The following is an 18294-nucleotide window of genomic DNA, read 5'->3' as shown; positions in this document are numbered from 1 at the left end:
GATGGAATTGGACGAAATCGACAGAAAGGCCGCAATGGCCCTGGATGGTTACCTGGTGCGAAAGGACCTGGTACGAACCTTCAGCCGCCAATTCCCGGTGCCCACCTATGTGGTCGAGTTCCTGCTCGGGCGATATTGCGCAAGCACCGACCAGGAGGAGATCAACGAAGGCCTGGAGATCGTGCAGCGGCAGCTCAAGTCCCGCACCGTCAAGGCCGGTGAGGAGGAGCTGTTCAAGGCCCGGGCAAGAGAAAACGGTGAAGTCAAAATCATCGATCTGATTACCGCCCGCCTGGATGCGAAAACGGACTCTTATATTGCTTCCCTCCCCAGCCTCCGCCTGAACGACGTGCGGATCACACCGTCTTTGGTAAACGAGCACGAGCGGATGCTGACCGGCGGTTTCTATGCCGAGGTAACGCTCAATTACGATGCTGCCATTGCCCAGGAAAGTAATGGTCGCCCCTTCGGTGTTGAAGCCCTGCGGGAGATCCAGCTCTCCAAGCGCGACGTTTTGGATACCCTTGCAGAGGCCCGGAAGGAATTTACGACGCAGGAGTGGAAAGAGCTGCTGCTAAGGTCCACGGGGATTGAGGCCAGCGGCCTGTCGGAGCGGCAGCAGGACGCAATTTTGTTGCGTATGGTGCCCTTTGTTGAGCGTAACTATAACTTGGTGGAGCTCGGCCCCAGGGGTACCGGTAAGAGCCATTTGTTCCAGCAGGTGTCACCCTACGCCCACCTGATTTCCGGTGGTAAAGCCACCGTGGCCAAGATGTTCGTAAACAACGCCAGCGGCCAGCGGGGTTTGGTCTGTCAGTACGACGTGGTCTGCTTCGATGAAGTGTCCGGCATTTCCTTCGACCAGAAGGACGGCGTGAACATCATGAAGGGCTACATGGAATCGGGTGAGTTCAGCCGTGGCAAGGAAAACATCCGAGCCGATGGCAGCATCGTACTGGTGGGAAACTTTGACGTCGATGTGGAACATCAGCAGCGGATAGGCCACCTGTTCGGCCCCATGCCCCCGGAAATGAAAGATGATACGGCGTTTATGGACCGTATCCACGCCTTCTTGCCGGGCTGGGACGTGCCGAAAATAAGCAAGGAGCTTTTAACCGACCATTTCGGCCTAGTCAGCGACTTCCTGTCAGAGTGCTGGAGCCAGCTGCGCAATCAGAGCCGGGTAAGCCTGATCCAGAACCGGGTGTTTTTTGGTGGTGCGCTGTCTGGGCGGGATACCAATGCGGTGAACAAAACGGTCAGCGGCCTGCTTAAGCTACTTTATCCCGGTGACGATGAGGTCTCGGACGAGGATATCGAATGGGCCGTTCGCATTGCCATGGAAGCCCGGCGCCGGGTGAAAGAACAGCAGAAGCGGATCGGTGCGGCAGAATTCAGAAACACCCATTTCAGCTATGTCATGGGCGCCGACGGTGTCGAGAAGTTTGTTTCCACCCCGGAGCTTCAGAGCGAGAACAGCATTGGTGACGACCCCTTGGAACCTGGCCAAGTATGGACCATCTCTCCGGGTGGCGGTGAGGAACATCCCGGCCTGTACCGGATCGAGGTGAACGAAGGCCCAGGGTCCGGCGTCAAGGTCCTGAACAAGCCGGTACCGCCCGCGTTCAAGGAAAGCATCGGTTATGCGGAGCAAAACCTGTACGCCCGGTCGGCGCAACTGGTAGGCGACAAGGATCCGCGTCACCACGAGTTTACGGTTCAGTTGCGAGCGTTCGACGCCTCCAAATCAGGCGCCAAGCTTGGCATGGCGTCTCTGGTCGCATTGAGCACGGCGCTACTGAAGAAAAGCGTGCGCGGTGGTTTGATCATTGTGGGGGAGATTAATCTGGGGGGCTCCGTGGAGCCGATCCACAATCCGGTAACGATTGCGGAAATCGCCGTGGAAAAGGGCGCGACTGCACTGCTGATGCCTGTTGCCTGCCGCCGGCAGTTATTTGACCTGTCGGATGACATGGCGACCAAGGTTGATATCCAGTTCTACTCCGACGCGCGGGATGCTCTGCTCAAAGCCGTTGTGGAGTAGGTGCTCGGCTAGGCTTTAGTAAAATCACCGTGGCCGATGATCACTCACCCCAGTCGGCGAACCGCCCGACGAATGGCTTGGGCCGGGGAAAGGCGAGGTCGCCGTGCTTGCTGGTGCCGAGCCCCAGCGAGACCAGCGATTCCGCCAGTTTTACCGCGGCGCTGACGCCTTCGATGACGGGCATGCCCAGGTCCAGCGTCAGCCGCTCGGTGAGATCCGCCATGCCGCCACAGCCCAGCACGATGGCGCCGATGCCGTCGTCGTCCCTCGCTTGGCGGCACTCCTCCAGCAGCGCCTGATAGGCGTTGCCCGCCGGATTTTCCAGCTCCAGCACCGGCAGGTCGGTGGCACGGACTCGCCGGCAGTGATCGCGGAATCCATACTGGTCGAGCAGGTGCTCGGCAATGATCGCGGTGCGCTGCAACGTCGTGACCACGGAGAAGCGCGTACTGATCAGCGTCGCCAGGTGAAAGCCGGCTTCGGCGATGCCGATGACCGGCGCGCGGGTCAGTTCCCGGGCGGCGAGCAGGCCCGGATCGCCGAAGCAGGCGATGACATAGGCGTCCACTCCCATCGCTTCGCCGCGACGGATCTCTTCGAGCACGCCGACGGCGCTGATCGCCTCGTCGAAGTGGCTTTCGATCGACACCGGCCCGCTGTCGGGCTGGCTGACGTGGATCTGCGTGTTTCCGGCGGCCACGCGGCTGGCGCAGGCGCCGATCTTGTCGGTCATGCTGGCGGTGGTGTTGGGATTGATGACGTGAATACGCATGGCTTGCCACCTTGGCGAGAGGGAAAAATCGCGGTACGTTTATTTTGTCCACAAAAATAAACGACTTTGAATACAATATCGACAACGATGGCCGATGAGACGCGATTCGCGTCGATCGGTTCGGCAACCACAAGGGCGCTGCGCATGATCTCCCCAGACTACCCCCGCGATCTGATCGGCTATGGCCGCACGCCACCGCAAGCCAACTGGCCGGGCCGGGCCCGCGTCGCGGTGCAGTTCGTCCTCAACTACGAAGAGGGCGGCGAGAACAGCATCCTCCACGGCGACAGCCACTCCGAACAGTTTCTGTCCGAGATTGCCGGCGCCGAGGCCTACCCCGCTCGCCACCTGAGCATGGAGTCGATCTACGAATACGGCTCGCGGGCCGGCGTGTGGCGCGTGCTGCGCGAGTTCGAGCGGCGCGGTCTGCCGTTGACGATCTTCGGCGTGGCGATGGCGCTGGAACGCAATCCGGAAGTCGCCCAGGCGTTCCGTGAGCTGGGTCATGAAATCGCCTGCCACGGCTATCGCTGGATCCACTACCAGAACGTGCCGGAAGCGGTCGAGCGCGAGCATCTCGAACGCGCCCTGGCCATTTTCCAGTCGCTCTACGGCGAGCTGCCGCTGGGCTGGTACACCGGCCGCGACAGCCCCAATACCCGGCGGCTGCTGCTCGACCAGGGCGGCTTCCTCTACGACAGCGACTACTACGGCGACGACCTGCCGTTCTGGATGCCGGCCGAGGACAGCCAGGGCCAGACGCATCAGCATCTTGTCGTCCCCTACACGCTGGACACCAACGACATGCGCTTTGCCTCGCCGACCGGCTTCGATCACGGCGAGCCGTTCTTCCAATATTTGCGAGATGCCTTCGACGTGCTCTACGAAGAAGGCGCGGAAACGCCGAAGATGCTGTCGATCGGCCTGCATTGCCGCCTGGTCGGCCGCCCCGGCCGCTTCCGCGCGCTGCAGCGCTTCCTCGATCACCTCGAAGCGCACGACCGGGTGTGGATAACTCGCCGTGTGGATATCGCCCGCCATTGGGCTGCCGAGCATCCGGCCTGAAAAGCAAGGAATCCCTCATGTCACAACGCAGCCACGATGCACCTGAAAGAACCTACTACGCCCCCCACGGCGGCCTGCCGCCGCAGAGCCAGCTGATTCACGGCCGTGCGGTCTTCACCGAGGCCTATGCCGTCATTCCCAAGGGGGTGATGAGCGATATCGTCACGAGCTTTCTGCCGCATTGGGAGAAGACTCGGCTTTGGGTGCTGTCGCGGCCGCTCTCCGGCTTCGCCGAGACGTTTTCGCAGTACATCATGGAAGTCTCGCCCGGCGGCGGCAGCGAGCGGCCGGAGCCGGACAGCGGTGCCGAGGGCGTACTGTTCGTGGTCGAGGGCGAGATGACGCTGACCATCGCGGGCGAGACGCACGCGATGGCGCCGGGCGGTTACGCCTATCTGCCGCCGGGCTGCGATTGGCAACTTCGCAACGCGAGCGAGGCGCCGGTGCGTTTCCACTGGATTCGCAAGGCGTACGAATTCGTCGAGGGGCTGGCGGCGCCGGAACCCTTCGTCACCAACGAGCAGCAGATCGCGCCGACGCCGATGCCGGACACCGACGGCCGCTGGGCGACCACGCGCTTCGTCGATCCCGCCGATCTGCGCCACGACATGCACGTGACCATCGTCACCTTCCAGCCGGGCGGCGTTATTCCGTTCGACGAGACCCACGTGATGGAGCACGGCCTCTACGTACTCGAGGGCCGCGCGGTCTACCACCTCAACCAGGACTGGGTCGAGGTCGAGGCCGGCGACTACATGTGGCTGCGAGCGTTCTGCCCGCAATCCTGCTATGCCGGCGGATCGGAGCCGTTTCGCTATCTGCTCTACAAGGACGTCAACCGGCACATGAAGCTGTCGCTTTCCGGGCGTTAGGGAAACGCTGAATAAATCGCCGAACGAGATGAAGGGCAAGGCGCACGGAACGCAGACTCGCCGCAACGCGTAGAGAACGCCCTTAGGGCGGCCCTAAGGGCGAGTTGCCGAAGGCAACGAGTCACGCGAGACATAACTTGGGGTTAGGCGAGCCTTCGAGTACCGCGCAACGCAGCCATTCGCTGGGGACGCCGAGTCCGTGCAGGCATTTATGCAGTGGTTCCTTAGCCGAAACGGGCGAGCCGATAGGGCTCCAGCGGCGGCAGGTCGTCCCGGCGGGCCGGCGTGGCAGAGGCGTCGCGTTCGCCGGGGCCGGCCATATCGGCGATCATCTCGGCGGTGATCGCCGACTGCGTCAGCCCCAGATGGTGATGGCCGAAGGCCAGCAGCACGCGGCCATTCTCGAGACGATCGATGATCGGCAACGAGTCCGGCAGTGACGGGCGGAAGCCCATCCACGGCGTCGCGCCTTCGGCGTCGAGATCGTTCTTGAACAGGCCCCGGCTCAGGCGATGCAGCTGCCACGCCCGGCCCATGTTGGGCGGTGCCTCCAGCCCCGCGAACTCCACGGTGCCGGCCAGCCTCAGGCCGGTTTCCATCGGCGTCATGATGAAGCGGCGCTCCAGCGAGGTCACCGCGAAGGGCAGGCGGTCATGCTCGCGGGGCAGCATCAGATGATAGCCGCGCTCGGTATCCAGCGGTACGCGCTTGCCGGTGAGCTGGGCGGTCAACGCTGCCGAGTGGGCGCCGCAGGCGATGAGCACCTGGCCGGCCTCGCGTTCGCCGGCGTCGGTCGTCACGGCGACGCCTTTCGCGGTCAACCGTGCCGATTGCACGGTTTCCTGCGCGAAACGAACGCCTTGGCGCCGGGCGGCTTCCACCAGGGTCGTGACCACTCGCCACGGGTCCAGCACATGGCCCGTGGCCGGGAAGAACAGACCGCCCAACAGCGCGTTCGAGAGCTGCGGCGCCGCGCGCTGGATCTCGTTCCCATCCCACAGCTCGACCGGCACCTGCTGTTCGCGCATGCGCGACTCGAGCGCCTCCAGCTTGGCGTGCGACTCCGGCTTTTCGTAGACCAGCAGCGAGCCATCGGCCTTGAGCAGATGACTGCTGTCGACCGATGCCAGCAGGCGTTGCCATGCCGCCAGGCTGTGTTCGTTGAGGGCGCGGATGCCGGCCACGCTCTGGCGGAACGGCGCCGGGCGCAGGTTCAGGACCAGCCGGGTCAGCCACGGTAGCGCGCGGGGCAGATATTTCCAGTCCAGCCGCAGCGGCCCCATCGGATCCATCAGCATGCCGGGCAGCGACGTCAGGATCGAGGCGTCGGCGATCGGGAAGACCTGCTCGGTGGCGAGATGCCCGGCGTTGCCGTAGGAGGCGCCGCGTCCGGGTTCCTGCTTGTCGAGCACCAGCACGCGGTGGCCCTGACGCGCCAGCGCCAGCGCGCTGGTCACGCCGACGAGACCGGCACCGACGACGATGATATCGGCATCGGACGAAGCCGAAGGAGATGAGTCCGACATGCACTACCTCACGACCAGATCGATGGGGAGCGGGCAGCGACTCAGGCGCTGCGCAGATTCTTTTCCAGCACCGCCGCGATGCCCTCCGCGGCGTCTTTTATGTGGTTTTCCAGCAACTGGCAGGCCTTGTCGACGTCGCCCAGGCGCGCCAGTTCCAGCAGCTGACGGTGCTCGAGTTCCGCCTTCTCGATCTCGCGGGTATAGAGCAGCTGCATGCGGATATAACGCCCGGACTTGGTGTTCAACTGGCCGATCATGGCCAGCGTCTCGGGCAGCCCGGAAGGGGCGTACAGCGCGTGGTGAAACGCGAAATTGTAGTCGCTCCAGTTGTCGATCTGGCTGCCGGAATCGAGCGCGGCGTCGTACTGGCGCAGGATGCTTTCGGCGTGATCGAGGTCCGCCGCCGTCAGGTTCGGGATCGCGTAGCGCAGCACGTAGGTCTCGAGCAGCACACGCAGATCGAACAGTTCGCGGATCGCCGCCACGGAGAGTTCGGTGGTGAAGGCGCCGCGATGGGCGTGAAATTCCACCAGCCCCTCGGATTCCAGGGTCAGCAGCGCCTCCCGGACGGGAATGCGGCTGACGTCGTAGTCCTTGGCCAGCGCATCCTGTCGCAGCTGGGAGCCGCCCTTGAACTCGCCGCCGAGAATGCGTTCGCGCAGGTCGTCCGCCACGTGCTGGGCTCGGGTCTTGAAAGTCGCCATGGAGTGCCATCGTGTCTGCAGAATGTTGGATATTGTATGCAATCCAGGAGGCGCTCGCCGACTTTTCCCGCCATTTCCCGTCTCGCCGGAACGCGGCATCGGCCTTGACGACGGACGCATGCGCGACCGGCAGGTTTCGCTAGCCGACGTTGCCGAGCTGCGCCGACCACTGCTTGTACCATTCACGGAACAGCGCGTACTGGGTCTCGACATAGCGCCGCTGGGCATCGCTCAGGGCGTCGCTCTCGTTGAAGTGCAGCTCGTAGGCGCTTTCGCCGTTGAGCACCATCAGTTGCTTGTAGTAGAGCACCAGATCCACGCCTTCATCGAAGGAGGATAGCACCGCCAGCGCCGATTCCAGCTCCTGAGCCTGGCGCCGGGCCACGAGATCGCCCTTGGCGGCCTTCTCGCAGAGCGCGACCAGTTGCAGCACCTCTCTCGGCAGCGCGTTGCCGACCCCGGTGATGGCGCCGGTGGCATTGCAGTTGACGAAGCCGTGGAACACCTGGGTGTCGACGCCGACCATCAGGCTGACCTCGTCATCCTGGGAGGTGATGTGCTCGGCCGCGTAGCGCAAATCGTCTGCACCGCCGAACTCCTTGAAGCCGATCAGGTTGGGATGCTCGCGACGCAGCTCGAAGAACAGCTCGGCGCGGGTGGCGAAGCCGTAATAGGGGCTGTTGTAGATCACCGCCGGCAGCTCGGGCGCGGCCTTCAGAATCGCCGAGAAGTGCGCCTTCTGGGCGGCAGGGGCGGTGCCGCGGGAGAGCACGCGGGGGATCACCATCAGCCCTTGCGCGCCGACCCTGGCCGCATGGGCGGCGTGGGAGACCGCTTCCTTCGAGTTGACCGCGCCGGTGCCGACAATGACGGGTACGCCGGCGGCGACCAGTCGCGCCACGCCTTCCTGACGCTCGGCCTCGCTCAGCAGCGGCCAGTCGCCCATCGAGCCGCAATAGACCACCGCGCGCATGCCGAGATCGACCAGCTCGCGACCCTTGGCGACCAGCGCGTCGTAATCCGGCGTGCGGTCTGCGGTGCAAGGGGTCATCAGGGCGGGAATGCAGCCGGTGAAGATGGAGTCGTTCATGGTTGTCCTCTGAAATCCGTGAATGGTCTGTCGGGAATGGCTTTTCGGAAATGACTGAGCGAACAGCTACGACGCGGTGATGCCCCAGGCAAACGGATCGTTTTCATCGATCAGCAGCGTGGCATCGGCGGTCATGTAGGCGCTGCCGGTAATGGCTGGCAGTACGCGATCGCCCTGCCACTCGTAGCGCCCCTCGAAGCGGCTGCCGGTGATGCTGGCCTGCACCCAGGTCTCGCCGGGGGCCAGCTTGCCGTCCGCCGCCAGGCAGGCGAGTTTGGCGCTGGTGCCGGTGCCGCAGGGGGAACGGTCGTAGGCCTTGCCGGGGCAGAGCACGAAATCGCGACTGTCGGCCGGTTTGCCGGTGCTGGTGTCGTCGGCGGCGAACAGCTCGATATGATCGATGTGGCCGCCGTTCTCGCCGGTGATCGCCTGTGCGTCCAGCGCCTGACGGATCGCCCAGGTAAAGGCCGTCAGCGCTTCCTCGTTGGCCAGCGTCACCGTCTGGTCATGCTCGCCGACCAGGAAGAACCAGTTGCCGCCCCAGGCGATATCGCCATGCACCACGCCGTAGCCGGGCACCTCGACCGGCACGCGCTGGCGATAGCGGTAGGCCGGTACGTTGCGCACCGTCACCGCGCCGTCTTCGTGCAGCGTGGCGCTGACCGGGCCGACGGTGGTATCGATCCGGTGATCGCCGGGCTGGATCATCCCGAGATGATGCAGCGACGCCACCAGGCCGATGGTGCCGTGACCGCACATGCCCAGATAGCCGGTGTTATTGAAGAAGATCACGCCGCAGGTCGCGCCCGGCGTGACGGGCTCGCAGTAGAGCGCGCCGACCAGGACATCGTTGCCCCGCGGTTCGAGCAGGCAGGCGCGCCGCCAGTGATCGTGGGATTCCCGCAGCGCATCGCGCTTCTCGACGAGAGTGTCGCCCGGCAGCGCCGGGAAGCCGGACATGACCAGGCGTGTCGGCTCTCCTCCGGTGTGGGAATCGATGACGTGGATGCGCTTCATGCGTATTTCCTCCGATCCGGGTGGCCCCGCAAGACATGGGAAGGCGTCGCGACGAGAAATGTCGCGAATATTGTAGATTTTATACAATCTTCGTGGCGCGATGTGAAGTCATACCGTATGACAAAGGGAAAACGAAAAAGCCGGCGCCAAAGGCGCCGGCAAGAGAAGACCAGGAAAGGAGAGAAGATCTCAGCGTGAATCACGCCCTTTCGAGAATCCCGTTTTCCTGCGGCATGCAGGCTCAAGGAATGATTCGCTGGGCCTTGAGTCTATCGATGGCGGCCAGCAGCGACTGACTCGAATCCATGCGTTCGGTGAAACCCGCGGAGTAGATCTTGTTGGTGTCGGAGACGACGTCGGTTTCAGTGTGGAAGATGAAGTCACCAAATCCCCAGCCAACGAGTTTGGCGAGGTCCGGCTCCACCAGATTGTGCTTTGAAGCCAGCTCGCGCCAGAGCGGGCCCTTGTCAGCCATGTGCGTCTTAAGGTTCAGCGGCACCGGTTCGGCAGATGGCATGCCGAGATGTCTGGCGACGTCGCCAAACATCCGCTCCCAGCGGAAGGTATCGGTATTGGTGACGTTGTAGGCTTCGCCACCCGGCGCGTGTAGAGCGGCCCAGCGGCTGGCGCGTCCGAGCAGGGCGGAATCGGTGGTCTGCACGAGTTGCTGGAACGCCTTGTCGCTGCCGGGGAATCGAAGCGGAATCCCCAGCGCGCGAGAAATTTCGGCATAGACGCCGATCACCAGTGCGATGTTCATCGGATTGCCATGGATATCGCCCACCACCACGTCTGGCCGCAACGCGACAAAGTCCCAGTCCGCCTTTTCGGCGCGCGCGCTGAGTTGAGCCTCTTGTGATTGATAGATGTTGGGTGGCATGTGCGGCGGATCGGATTCACGCGCGGGCGTGCGAACCTTGGCCCCCAGATGAATACCGTAGATCTTGAACCCCTGGTAGATCACGACACGTTGGAGCGGCGCGCCGACGGCTTTCAGCCCATCGAGGAGATTGGCCAGCATCTGGCCGTTCTCTTCCGCTTCCTTGGCGAGATCGTCTCCCGGCTTTAGCGCCGCATAGAAGACATGCGTCGTGTCGGCCGCCCGTTTCAGGGCTTCGCGTGTGGTCTCGGGGTCGGTGAGATCGGCCTTGAGGGTATCGAAACCTTCTACGTCTCGTCGGCCTAGAGCGCGTACCTTCCAGCCGCTGTCGGCCAACTCGTGAGCGGTAGCATGGCCGATGATTCCGCCGGCGCCGGCGACAAGGGCAACGGGATTCTGAGTGCCTGTGCTCATGACATGACTCCTGGATGGTGCATTGGCGATATCGTGTTCGAAGCTGTTTTCGGGGGCGGGGCGTCAGGCGATGGCGCCGCCGCCATCCACGCGGACCGTGGAGCCCGTAGCGAAGCCGGTCGCCATCAGATAAACGATAGCGTTGGCGATATCTTGGGCCTGGCCGACTCGACCGACGGGCAATGCGTCAGCGACCGCTTCGAAGGTCCGGTTGCGCTTGGCCTCGTCCATGCCATGCCACAACGGCGTATCAATCATGCCGGGTGAAACGGCATTCACGCGTACCGGGGCCAGTTCGAGTGCCAAGCCGCGGGCCAAGCCTTCCAGCGCTGCGTTGATCGCGCCTTGCAGCACCGAGCTGGCCGACGGTCTGTCGGCAAGAAAGCCGGAAACGAACGTCAGCGAGCCGCTTTGATTGAGCGATGCTGCACGCGCAATGCGGTATGCCCCCCAGAATTTGCTTTCGAGCGCGGCGTGGGCTTGATCTAGCGGCAACTCTCTTACCGGTCCAGTCGGAGTCTGGGCTGCTGATATAGCGATGTGATCCCAAGGCGCATGATTGGCGAAGAACGCTTCGATGGCTGCATTGTCGCTGGTGTCGAGTGTCGCAGTTTCGACGCTGCCGGCGATTCGAGCGGCGGCGGTGTCCAGCTTGTCCTGCGAACGTGAGGCGATGGTGACAGCAGCTCCCGCTGCCACAGCGCTCATGGCCGTTGCCAAGCCGATGCCGGAGCTACCGCCGATGACGAGAACGCGCTGCTGCTCGAGTGAAAACATATGATGACTCCCGACGTGTCTTTCTATTCAGGGGGATGGCCAAAGATTGAATTGTTCGTATCAACCGTGATCGAAAATCAGCTTAGCTGTTGCATTGAACGATAAAAATGGTCTTATGTTAGAAACATAGTAACTATTCAGGTGGCTGCGGATGGCATGTCGCCAACCACCTGATTTTTTTGGCATAGTGTGCCTGATCCTTCGGCACGTCTATGCGGTGACATGACCATCAGCGATATCAACGTCGACGAGGCCCTGGAACGGGTCCGGCAGCAGCTCAAGGAAGACCACACGGTCTCGCCTTCCTTGCGTGCTGCCATCGACGTGCTGATGCTGCTGGTCAAGCTGATGGCCGACCGACTGGCCACCAGCAGCCGCAACAGCAGCAAGCCGCCGTCACAAGACCCCAACCGCCAACGCCGTTCCCGGGCCAAGGGCGAGCGTCGCCCTGGCGGGCAACCGGGTCACGAAGGCAAGACGCTGGCGCCGGTCACCGATCCCGACGAGATCGTGTCGTTGCGCGTCGATCGCCGCACCTTGCCCAAAGGGCGCACCTATCGCTCGGTCGGCATCGAAACGCGCCAGGTGCAAGACATCGTGATCCAGGCCGTCGTCACCGAGTATCGCGCCGAGGTGCTGGAGGACGATCTCGGGCGGCGCCATGTGGCGCCGTTTCCCGACGGCGTGACCCGCCCGATCCAGTATGGCCCACGTCTCAAGGCGCATGTCGTCTATCTCTCGCAGTATCAGTTGCTGCCCTATGCCCGCATCCAGGCGCTGCTGGCCTCACAGTGCGATCTATCGCTGAGCACCGGCACGCTGTTCGCCTTCAATCAAGAGGCCTATCAGCGCGCCGAGGCGTTTGCCGAGTGGGCGATCCCGGCGCTGAGGCAAGCCGCGACCGTGCATGCCGACGAGACCGGGATGCAGGTCGGCGGCAAGCGCTACTGGCTGCACAGCGCCTCGAATGACGCCCTGACCTACTTGGCGCCTCACGCCAAGCGAGGTCAGGAGGCCATGGATGCCATCGGCATCCTGCCCTATGTCCAGGGGGTGCTGGTGCATGATCACTGGAAGCCTTACTACCGCTACGCGGATTGCCGCCACGCACTTTGCAACGCCCATCACCTGCGTGAATTGACTGCGGCCTGGGAAAATGACCACCAAAAGTGGGCCAAGGCGCTGCATGATCTGCTGCTGGAGATGCATCAGGCCGTTGACGCTGCCGGTGGCACGCTCTCGCCCGAAGAGGCGCAACGCTGGCGAGTCCGCTATCGGCAGTGCCTGACAGAGGGTGAGACCGAGTGTCCGCCACCGATCCCACCACCACCGGGAAAGCGCGGTCGTGCCAAACGTACCAAGGCACGTAACCTGCTCGAACGTCTCCAGGCGTACGAGGACGATGTGCTGCGTTTCCTCGACGACCCCGCCGCGCCCTTCACCAATAACCAAGGGGAGCGTGACCTGCGGATGACCAAGGTCCAGCAGAAGATTTCAGGCTGTTTCCGCTCCTGGGAAGGTGCCGAGATCTTCTGCCGGATGCGCAGCTTCCTCTCGACGGCGGTCAAGCAGGGCCTGGCAGCGCACACCGCACTGGAACAGTTGTTTGCCGGTGAAGTGCCCGAATTCATGCGTCGGGACGGCCTGGATCAGGCAGCGTGACCTGAATAGTTACGAAACATATTCAAATATGGGTTGATAAAGGTGTCGTGTGCTTGATGATCTCAATGAACTCAAGACCTTCTGCTACATATTAAGCGCAGGCAGTCTTTCTGCCGCGGCACGCGAGCTAGATACCAGTGTTGCCGTTGTCAGCAAACGGCTGAAATCGCTGGAGCAGCGTGTCGGTGTCGAATTGATCCATCGCACCACCCGGGCTCTTTCCGCGACGGAAGAGGGCGAGCGACTACGCAACGATGTCGAGCGAGCCTTAGAGGCCTTGGCGATCGGCGAAGCCAAATTGGTCTCGGGCCGCGATGAAGTTTTCGGCACCTTGACGGTCGTGGCTCCCGTTTCTTTCGGACGTCGCCACGTTGCGCCGGTCCTGCTTCAGCTCAGCGAGGACCATCCCCAGCTCAAGGTATCGCTCGGGCTGGATGACTCTCTGGTCGATCTGGTCGCGGATGGCGTGGATATCGCGATTCGCATCGGGCAGCCAGCCGATAGCACGCTTCGGTTGAGAAAACTGGCGGACAATCGCCGGATACTGGTGGCCTCGACCGCATATCTCGACCGCTATGGTCGACCCACCACGCCTGAGGCGTTGAAGGCGCATGCCTTCATTCGCCATGGCAGCTTCACCGCGAACGTCCGGCTCATAAATGACGACGGGCGAGCCGCTTCCGGGATCGGCCAAACGCGGCTGTCGGTCAACAATGCCGATGCGGCTTACGATTGGGCGCGGGCGGGCCAGGGGATTCTTATCAAGTCTCAGGTCGATGTCGCCGCCGATCTGGCGGCGGGAACCATCGAGCGTGTGCTGCCGGAATGGCATCTCGGCGAAGCGCCGATCATGGCGCTGTATCCCATGGGGAAGCAGTTACCGCGTAAGACGCGCCTGTTTCTCGATGCTATGGTCGCGGCTCTGGCGGATATCCGGCCGCAGCCTTGGCAGGCCGAAAGCGTTGCTCAGCTCATGACGCCACAGCCGCCGCGGCGGTGGCGCGGCGCATCGCCATGGCATAGAAAGTCGCGCCGAGTGCGCCGCCGATGAAGACCGAGAAGTGCCCCAGGTCGCCCAGCGGCAGGAAGTTGATCACGATGCCGATCAACGACGCAGCGACCACCGCCTTCACCGCGGCCGGATTGAAGCCGTTGCGATACCAGTAGGGGCCGCTGGGATCGACGCTGAACAGGGCGTCAACATCGATCTCGCCCCGGCGGATACGGTAGTAGTCCATGATCAGGATGCCGTAGAGCGGGCCGATGGCCGCCGCGAGCAGGTCGACGGTGTAATGGATGATCTCCGGATTGCTGAACAGGTTCCACGGGGTCAGGAAGATCGAGCCGACGGCGGCGATGAAGCCGCCGGTACGGAAGCTGATCTTGCTGGGCGCCATGTTAGAGAAGTCGAACGCCGGCGCGACGAAGTTGGCGACGATATTGATGCCGATGGTGGTGGTGACGAAGGTCGCGGCGCCCAGCACGGCAACGAAAGTATTGTCGAGGCGGGAAACCGTTTCGATCGGATCGTCGATCATCTCGCCGAACACCGGCAGTGTCGCCGAGACCATCATCACTGTGGTCGCCGAGAACACCAGGAAGTTGACCGGCAGGCCCCAGAAGTTGCCTCGTTTGACGTCATCGAAGGTGCGCGCGTAGCGGGTGAAATCGCCGAAGTTGAGCGTCGGCCCGGCAAAGTAGCCGGCGACGATGGCGGCCGCGATCACCATCTGCCACAGCTGCTCGCCGGGGGAAAGCTGGATGTCGCTCAAGGTGAAGCTGATGTTGGCCCAGCCCGCCTGCCACACCAGCCAGGCGGCCAGGGCGAACATCACCAGATAGACCGCCGGGCCGCTCCAGTCGATGAAGCGCCGGATCGAGTCCATGCCGCGCCAGAACACGATCGCCTGCAGACACCACAGCAGCATGAAGCTGATCCAGCCCAGATAGGAGAGGCCGAGAAAGCTGGGGCCGGCCAGCGATTCCATGCCGGGGAACAGGCGCAGGATCACGATGGTCAGGGCGTTGGAGGCCAGATAGGTCTGAATGCCGTACCACACCACGGCGATCAGGCCGCGGATCATCGCCGGGATGTTCGCTCCCAGCACGCCGAACGAGAGCCGGCAGATCACCGGGAACGGCACCGCGGCTTTCTGACTCGGTCTTGCCATCAGGTTGGCGAAGATCTGCACGATGTAGATACCGATCAACAGCGAGATCAGCACCTGCCAGCCGGCCAGGCCCAGGGCGAACAGGCTGGCGGCGACCACGTAGCCGCCGACGCTGTGCACGTCGGAAAGCCAGAAGGCGAGGATGTTGTACCAGTTCCAGTTCTGCCTGGTGGGCGCGAGATCGGCGTTATAGAGCCGGTCGCTGTACTGGTGGGGCGAGTGGTGCGGTTGCTGTGGCATGGCGGATGCCCTCCGCAGGGTGGTTTGTGATTGTGATTCCTGTTTTTGTATACAAGATGCGTGCCATATCCGTCATCACAACGAGAAGAGAGAGTCGCAAACGATATGGGAAGGGGTCGCTTCTGGAAAAGACGCCGGCGCTCAAACTTTTAACCCAAAGACCAGCGCATGGCATGGTTCCGGCCAAACCTTGCGCTGGTTCATGAACCGAGTGCGGCGAGCAAGCTTTCAGGCCCAGTCGGGCTGGAAACGCACAATCGATGTGCGCTTGGATGGCGGCATGCACCATACAAGTGCAGAAAAGAAAAACGGTTTCGTTTTGTATACGATAAAGCGCTAGATTGAAGCGAAGCTAGATTGGAACGAAGCTAGATTGGAACGAAGCTAGATTGAAACGAAGCACCAAGGGGAGAGAGTCATGCTGGAATTGAAGGCCCAGAAGCTGACGCCGGAGGCTTTCGCGCCGTTCGGCGACGTGATCGACGCACGTGTCAGCGAGTCATTCCCGATCAACGGCGGGCGCACGCAGCGTCATCACGATCTGGCCCGGGTGGAGATCCTGGGCGCCCCTTCGCGGCCGCTGATTAGTGTGTTCGTCAGCCAGCCGGTCACGCTGCCGCTGGAGCTGGAACTGCTCGAATGTCATCCGCTGGGTAGCCAGGCGTTCATGCCGCTGCACGAAGAGCGTTTCGTCGTCGTCGTGGCGCCGCCGGGAGACGACATCGATCCGGACGAGATCCGCGCCTTCGTCACCGACGGCCGCCAGGGCGTCAACTACCGCGCCGGCACCTGGCACGCGATCCATTCGGTGCTGGAACGGGAAGGCGAGTTCCTCGTCGTCGACCGCGCTGGTGCCGACAATCTCGACGAGCGGCCGATGGCGATCCGGGTGGTGGTCTAGAGCGGATCAGCGGGCGAGAGTCGAGAACGAGGATGCCCCGCTAGTGCGGGGCATCGAAAGCATCATTTGCAGTTGGTTCAGGCGGTCCTGCCGCTGACGGCCTGAGCCGGGTCTTCCTCCATCTCCATGCGCTCGCGTTCGTCATCGATGATCTTGAGCGCCTGCTCCTGCGTCACCTTCGAGGCCGGCGTGACCAGACTGACGACGACGCCCACGACTAGCGCGACCAGCACCGCTGGGATGCTGGGGTTGCCCCAGAACGCCGTCCAGCTTTCCACGTTGATCACCGCCAGCGAGGTCGCGGACGCGGCGATCAGCGTGGCGATGGCGCCCTGCCAGTTGTAGCGCGGCCAGAAGCGCCCCAGCACGCCGCACACGAACATCCCCGCCATCACGGTCGCGATCATGCTGGTGATGTAGCTGATGACGTTGTTGGAGGTCAGCGCGAACAGCAGCGCCAGGCCGATGGTGGCGACCAGCGCCAGCCGCGACAGGCCCACGACCTTGCGTGCCGACGGCGTATGGCCGGTGAACAGCACGTAGACGTCGCGCAGCAGGATCGACACGCCGGCAATGGCATCCGAACTCGCGCTGGACATGGTCGCCGACAGCCCCGCGACCAGCAGCAGCAGGCCCAGCCACAGCGGCAGGATTTCCGTCGCCAAAAACGGGAAGGCGAAGTTGCTGTTGTCGAGTCCGGGATTCAGGGCGTGAGTCGCCATGCCGATGATCGCGGGGATGATCGAGAAGAACAGATAGAGAACGCCAGTTATCACGAACGACTTGCGCACCGAGCCGACCGAATTGCCGGAGTAGATACGCTGACGGTAGGAGGGCGTTGCCAGCACACCGACGGCAATGACCGCGGCGAGCGAGATCGCCGGCACCAGGCCGATCTTGTCGATGCCCAGGAAACTGGTGGCCGCGATGTCCATGTTAGCGCCGAGACCGGAGAAACCGCCGACCTCGAACAGCGCGATGATCGCCATCACGATGAAACCGGCGAACAGCACCACCGCCTGCACGGTATCGGTCCAGATCACCGCCATGTAGCCGCCGATCACGCAGTAGACACCGAAGCCCAGCGCCACCAGGATGCGTGCGGTGGTCAGGTCGATTCCCGCCATCCACGACAGATAGAGCCCGCCGCCGAGGATATGCGCGCCCAGCCAGCCGATGCAGGCGATATAGATCAAAACGGCAACGATATTGCGCACCCAGCGATTGGCGCCGACGTAGTAGGAAAGTTCCTCGCTCATGGTCATGAAGCGGAAGCGGCGCACCGGGGCGAACCAGAACGCCAGCAGCAGCACGCCGATGGAACCGCCGATGCCGTAGAGCGCGCCGGCCCAGCCGTTGGCATAGCCGAATCCGACCGCACCCATGCTGGAGCCTGTACCGACCATGGTCGCCACCGTGGTGCCGATGGTGAGGAAGATCGGGACGCTACGTCCGCCCAGCAGGAAATCGTCGCCGGTGCTGCGACTGTTGCGGGACACCCACCACCCGAACGCGATCATGACGAGCACGTAGGCGATGAAGGCCCCGAGGAAAACGTGACTGTTCATATTGACCTCTTATAATTGTCGTTCCGGTCGTTGCCGCGACCGGAGCAGTGTTAAACAACCTGGTCCATAGGGTTTTATGCTGCCGGTCGCGCCCTTGCCGGGGCGTGACCACCTTTCTTACAGATGTTTCAAAGCGTCTCGTCAACGCATTCGATCATCTTTCGAGCGATGCGTACGCGCAGGCACGTATCAGGCCCTGTCGGCGCGATAGCACTTGATGTCCACTTCGACTTTGCAGTCCACCACCAGGTCCTGAACGCTGCAGATCCGCGCCGGCGGATGGTCGCCGAACACTTCCTTGAACACCTTGTTGAACGAGCTGAAGTAGCGCGCGTCGGTGAGCACGGCGGTGACGTGGACCACGTCTTCCACACCGTAGCCGGCCTCTTCGGCGATCTTCAGGCAGTTGGCGAACGCCAGTCGCGACTGTTCGATGATGCTGCCCTCGACGACTTCGCCGTCGGTCATCGGTGTCTGGCCGGAGACGAACAGCCAGCCGGCTGCCTCGGTGGCGCGAGCGAAGGGCAGTTTCTGGCCACCGGTGCCGACGCCGCCTTCGACGCCATAACGTTTGATACTCATGGTTGAATC

16 protein-coding genes are annotated in these 18294 nt (G+C 62.8%); 6 read left to right on the top strand and 10 right to left on the bottom strand.

What is annotated here, in order from left to right; genetic code table 11:
* Position 1 precedes the first annotated feature (1 nt).
* Positions 2–2044 carry a BREX system Lon protease-like protein BrxL gene (gene brxL, locus ACWHY3_RS18030; protein WP_087719609.1) on the top strand — a complete coding sequence of 681 codons (2043 nt, stop codon included), beginning with the start codon at positions 2–4 and terminating at the stop codon, positions 2042–2044.
* A 40-nt stretch (positions 2045–2084) separates the two neighbouring features.
* Here brxL and ACWHY3_RS18025 read toward each other — a convergent pair whose 3' ends face one another.
* A complete protein-coding gene (locus ACWHY3_RS18025; RefSeq protein WP_448127165.1) occupies positions 2085–2816 on the bottom strand; it encodes an aspartate/glutamate racemase family protein in 732 nt (243 codons plus the stop codon).
* 144 nt (positions 2817–2960) lie between these two features.
* Between ACWHY3_RS18025 and puuE the strand changes: the two genes are divergently transcribed.
* Entirely contained in the window at positions 2961–3881 is a 921-nt protein-coding gene (puuE, locus tag ACWHY3_RS18020; protein ID WP_087719670.1) for an allantoinase PuuE, read from the top strand.
* Positions 3882–3898: 17 nt separating this feature from the next.
* Positions 3899–4753 carry a bifunctional allantoicase/(S)-ureidoglycine aminohydrolase gene (locus ACWHY3_RS18015; RefSeq protein WP_448127164.1) on the top strand — a complete coding sequence of 285 codons (855 nt, stop codon included), beginning with the start codon at positions 3899–3901 and terminating at the stop codon, positions 4751–4753.
* 224 nt (positions 4754–4977) lie between these two features.
* Here ACWHY3_RS18015 and ACWHY3_RS18010 read toward each other — a convergent pair whose 3' ends face one another.
* The 6 genes from ACWHY3_RS18010 to ACWHY3_RS17985 all read right to left on the bottom strand — a co-directional run bounded on the left by ACWHY3_RS18010 (position 4978) and on the right by ACWHY3_RS17985 (position 11161).
* The gene (locus ACWHY3_RS18010; protein ID WP_448127163.1) at positions 4978–6279 is read right to left on the bottom strand and encodes an NAD(P)/FAD-dependent oxidoreductase; all 1302 of its coding nucleotides are present in this window, start codon (positions 6277–6279) and stop codon (positions 4978–4980) included.
* Positions 6280–6320: 41 nt separating this feature from the next.
* Positions 6321–6983: a GntR family transcriptional regulator gene (locus tag ACWHY3_RS18005; protein ID WP_332779880.1), complete on the bottom strand. Its 663-nt coding sequence runs from the start codon at positions 6981–6983 to the stop codon at positions 6321–6323.
* A gap of 139 nt (positions 6984–7122) precedes the next feature.
* Positions 7123–8073 carry a dihydrodipicolinate synthase family protein gene (locus tag ACWHY3_RS18000; RefSeq protein ID WP_448127162.1) on the bottom strand — a complete coding sequence of 317 codons (951 nt, stop codon included), beginning with the start codon at positions 8071–8073 and terminating at the stop codon, positions 7123–7125.
* Positions 8074–8139: 66 nt separating this feature from the next.
* The gene (locus tag ACWHY3_RS17995; protein ID WP_332779878.1) at positions 8140–9090 is read right to left on the bottom strand and encodes a 4-hydroxyproline epimerase; all 951 of its coding nucleotides are present in this window, start codon (positions 9088–9090) and stop codon (positions 8140–8142) included.
* A gap of 241 nt (positions 9091–9331) precedes the next feature.
* On the bottom strand, positions 9332–10384 hold the full coding sequence (locus ACWHY3_RS17990) for an SDR family oxidoreductase (protein ID WP_332779877.1): 1053 nt from the start codon (positions 10382–10384) through the stop codon (positions 9332–9334).
* A gap of 63 nt (positions 10385–10447) precedes the next feature.
* On the bottom strand, positions 10448–11161 hold the full coding sequence (locus ACWHY3_RS17985; RefSeq protein WP_332779876.1) for an SDR family oxidoreductase: 714 nt from the start codon (positions 11159–11161) through the stop codon (positions 10448–10450).
* Between the two features lie 222 nt (positions 11162–11383).
* Between ACWHY3_RS17985 and tnpC the strand changes: the two genes are divergently transcribed.
* Both tnpC and ACWHY3_RS17975 read left to right on the top strand, forming a co-directional pair.
* A complete protein-coding gene (gene tnpC / locus ACWHY3_RS17980) occupies positions 11384–12823 on the top strand; it encodes an IS66 family transposase (protein WP_023004967.1) in 1440 nt (479 codons plus the stop codon).
* Between the two features lie 49 nt (positions 12824–12872).
* On the top strand, positions 12873–13874 hold the full coding sequence (locus ACWHY3_RS17975) for a LysR family transcriptional regulator (RefSeq protein ID WP_448127161.1): 1002 nt from the start codon (positions 12873–12875) through the stop codon (positions 13872–13874).
* Here ACWHY3_RS17975 and ACWHY3_RS17970 read toward each other — a convergent pair.
* On the bottom strand, positions 13795–15234 hold the full coding sequence (locus tag ACWHY3_RS17970; protein WP_303855958.1) for an NCS1 family nucleobase:cation symporter-1: 1440 nt from the start codon (positions 15232–15234) through the stop codon (positions 13795–13797). The two genes, ACWHY3_RS17975 and ACWHY3_RS17970, sit on opposite strands and share 80 nt — an antisense overlap.
* 418 nt (positions 15235–15652) lie before the next feature.
* Between ACWHY3_RS17970 and ACWHY3_RS17965 the strand changes: the two genes are divergently transcribed.
* Positions 15653–16135, top strand: coding sequence for an ureidoglycolate lyase (locus ACWHY3_RS17965; RefSeq protein ID WP_303855959.1), 483 nt, complete (start codon positions 15653–15655; stop codon positions 16133–16135).
* A gap of 77 nt (positions 16136–16212) precedes the next feature.
* On the opposite strand, the gene ACWHY3_RS17960 is transcribed toward ACWHY3_RS17965, so the two are convergent.
* Together ACWHY3_RS17960 and ACWHY3_RS17955 are read right to left on the bottom strand one after the other, a co-directional pair.
* Positions 16213–17703, bottom strand: coding sequence for a sodium:solute symporter family protein (locus ACWHY3_RS17960; RefSeq protein WP_448127160.1), 1491 nt, complete (start codon positions 17701–17703; stop codon positions 16213–16215).
* A gap of 189 nt (positions 17704–17892) precedes the next feature.
* A complete protein-coding gene (locus ACWHY3_RS17955) occupies positions 17893–18285 on the bottom strand; it encodes a RidA family protein (RefSeq protein ID WP_071231068.1) in 393 nt (130 codons plus the stop codon).
* Between the last annotated feature and the right edge of the window lie 9 nt (positions 18286–18294).

This window comes from Salinicola sp. NYA28a, from assembly GCF_976982775.1.
This window is presented reverse-complemented; position numbering and strand designations above follow the sequence as displayed.